The 2,496-nt window shown below is 58.2% G+C and carries 2 protein-coding genes; one reads left to right on the plus strand and one right to left on the minus strand.

The features are described 5' to 3' along the window. Nucleotides 1-70: 70 nt before the first annotated feature. Complete coding sequence (locus tag PMI23_RS26510; protein WP_007917233.1) at nt 71-1,006, minus strand: LysR family transcriptional regulator; 936 nt, start codon at nt 1,004-1,006, stop codon at nt 71-73. Between the two features lie 157 nt (nt 1,007-1,163). Here PMI23_RS26510 and PMI23_RS26515 point away from each other — a divergent pair, with 157 nt between their 5' ends. After that, nucleotides 1,164-2,393, plus strand: a complete 1,230-nt coding sequence (locus PMI23_RS26515) for an acyl-CoA dehydrogenase (protein WP_007917231.1) — start codon at nt 1,164-1,166, stop codon at nt 2,391-2,393. The last annotated feature ends 103 nt before the right edge of the window (nt 2,394-2,496 follow it).

The following is a 2,496-nucleotide window of genomic DNA, read 5'->3' on the forward strand; positions in this document are numbered from 1 at the left end:
GGCAGCTCCTACAGGGGTGATAGATTCCAAATGCAGGAGCTGCCGAAGGCTGCGATCTTTTGATCTTTCCTTACACCACCTGCTTATCCAGCTTCTTCTCCTGCGCCGTCACCTGTTGGCACAACTCGATCATCTGCTCGCGCATCCAGCGATTCGCCGGATCCTGGTCAGTGCTTTCATGCCAATACAGATGCGTCTCCACCGGCGGCACATCATTCACCGGCAGATTAAACGCCTGCAGTTCATGGCGACGGGCAAAGCGCTCCGGCACGGTCATGACCATGTCGGTCTGCTGCATCACCTGCGATGCCATCAAATAGTGCTGCGAACGCAGGGCGATCTTGCGTTGAATGCCCATTTTGCCCAGCGCCAGATCGACATAACCCAGGCCACTGCGACGGCTGGAAATATGGATATGGGTCAGCGACAGGTAATCATCCAGCGAGAGCTTTTCCTTGCCCGCCATCGGATGCCCTTTGCGCATCGCGCAGACGTAGCGGTCTTCCATCAGCTTGACGTGGCGCACCTGCGGGTCGGTGTTGAGCGGCGCATCCACGGCGAAATCCAGACGCCCGGCGGCCAGCTCTTTGGTGGTCTCGCGGCGTTTGGACAGAAAACTTTCGATGATCACCGTCGGCGCCAGGCGGCGCAGGCGCTGAAACAGCGGCGGCAAAATCACCGCCTCGGTGAGGTCGGTCATGCTGATGCGGTAAGTCTTGACCGCTTGTGCCGGGTTGAAAATGCGGCTTTCCTGTACCGACACACGCAGCAACGACAGCGCGTTACGCACCGGGCCGATGATGTTCTGTGCCATCGGTGTCGGCACCATGCCCTGAGCCGTGCGCACGAACAGTGGATCGTTAAAGGTTTCGCGCAACCGCGCCAATGCGTTGGATACCGCCGGCTGAGTGATGCCGACAATCTGCCCGGCGCGGGTCAGGTTGGCTTCGGTGTAAATCGCGTCGAAGACGATGAAAAGGTTGAGGTCGACCTTGCTCAGATTCATAACGCGGCTTCTCTTGTTTTTAAGGGCTGACGATCACTGGATCATATATCGGTGATGAATGTTTATACACGCCGAGAATAGGCTAGGTAAATTATCAGCGCTGTTCTAGCATCGATTGCATGACTTGAACAACCTCTGCCCAAGAAGGTAATTGATCATGGATTTCGCTTATTCGCCCAAGGTGCAAGAACTGCGTGAGCGCGTGACCGCGTTCATGGACACTTACGTTTATCCGGCTGAGGCGGTGTTCGAACGCCAGGTTGCCGAAGGCGATCGCTGGCAGCCGACCGCGATCATGGAAGAGCTCAAAGCCAAGGCCAAAGCCGAAGGTTTGTGGAATCTGTTCCTGCCGGAGTCGGAACTCGGTGCCGGTCTGAGCAACCTCGAATACGCACCATTGGCCGAAATCATGGGCCGCTCGCTGTTAGGCCCGGAGCCGTTCAACTGCTCGGCGCCGGACACCGGCAACATGGAAGTGCTGGTGCGTTACGCCAACGAAGAACAGAAACAGCGCTGGCTCGAACCGTTGCTGCGCGGCGAGATTCGTTCGGCGTTCGCCATGACCGAACCGGACGTAGCCTCGTCCGACGCCACCAACATGGCCGCCCGCGCCGTGCGTGATGGTGACGAGTGGGTGATCAACGGTAAAAAATGGTGGACATCCGGCGCCTGTGATCCGCGCTGCAAAATTTTGATCTTCATGGGCCTGAGCAATCCAGATGCGCCGCGCCACGCCCAGCACTCGATGATCCTCGTGCCAGTCGATACTCCCGGGGTAAAAATCGTTCGTCCGCTGCCGGTGTTTGGTTACGACGACGCTCCGCACGGCCACGCCGAAGTGCTGTTCGACAACGTGCGTGTGCCGTACGAAAACGTACTTCTAGGTGAAGGACGCGGCTTTGAAATTGCGCAAGGTCGTCTTGGCCCAGGCCGGATTCACCACTGCATGCGCTCGATCGGCATGGCCGAACGTGCACTGGAATTGATGTGCAAACGTGCGGTGAGCCGCACTGCCTTCGGTAAACCACTGGCACGTCTGGGCGGTAACGTCGACAAGATCGCCGACTCGCGGATGGAAATCGACATGGCACGTCTGCTGACGTTGAAAGCGGCGTACATGATGGACACCGTCGGTAACAAAGTGGCGAAGAGCGAAATCGCGCAGATCAAGGTTGTTGCGCCGAACGTCGCGCTGCGCGTGATCGACCGGGCGATCCAGATGCATGGCGGGGCAGGGGTCTCGAACGATTTCCCGCTGGCCTACATGTACGCCATGCAACGTACTTTGCGCCTGGCCGACGGCCCGGACGAAGTGCACCGCGCGGCGATTGGCAAGTTCGAGATCGGCAAATATGTGCCGAAGGAGATGCTGCGAAGCGAGCGCTGATCCAGCACCGCGTTAGCGTTCATCGCTGGCAAGCCAGCTCCCACAGGGATCTCCAGTGAACACAAATTTTGTGAACACCAGAGAAATCTGTGGGAGCTGGCTT

Origin of the sequence: Pseudomonas sp. GM24, assembly GCF_000282235.1 — a bacterium.
GTDB lineage: Bacteria > Pseudomonadota > Gammaproteobacteria > Pseudomonadales > Pseudomonadaceae > Aquipseudomonas.

Coding starts and splice junctions, on each gene's coding strand:
- PMI23_RS26510 (WP_007917233.1), bottom strand. CDS start 1,006: ATGAATCTGAGCAAGGTCGACCTCAACCTTTTCATCGTCTTCGACGCG.
- PMI23_RS26515 (WP_007917231.1), top strand. CDS start 1,164: ATGGATTTCGCTTATTCGCCCAAGGTGCAAGAACTGCGTGAGCGCGTG.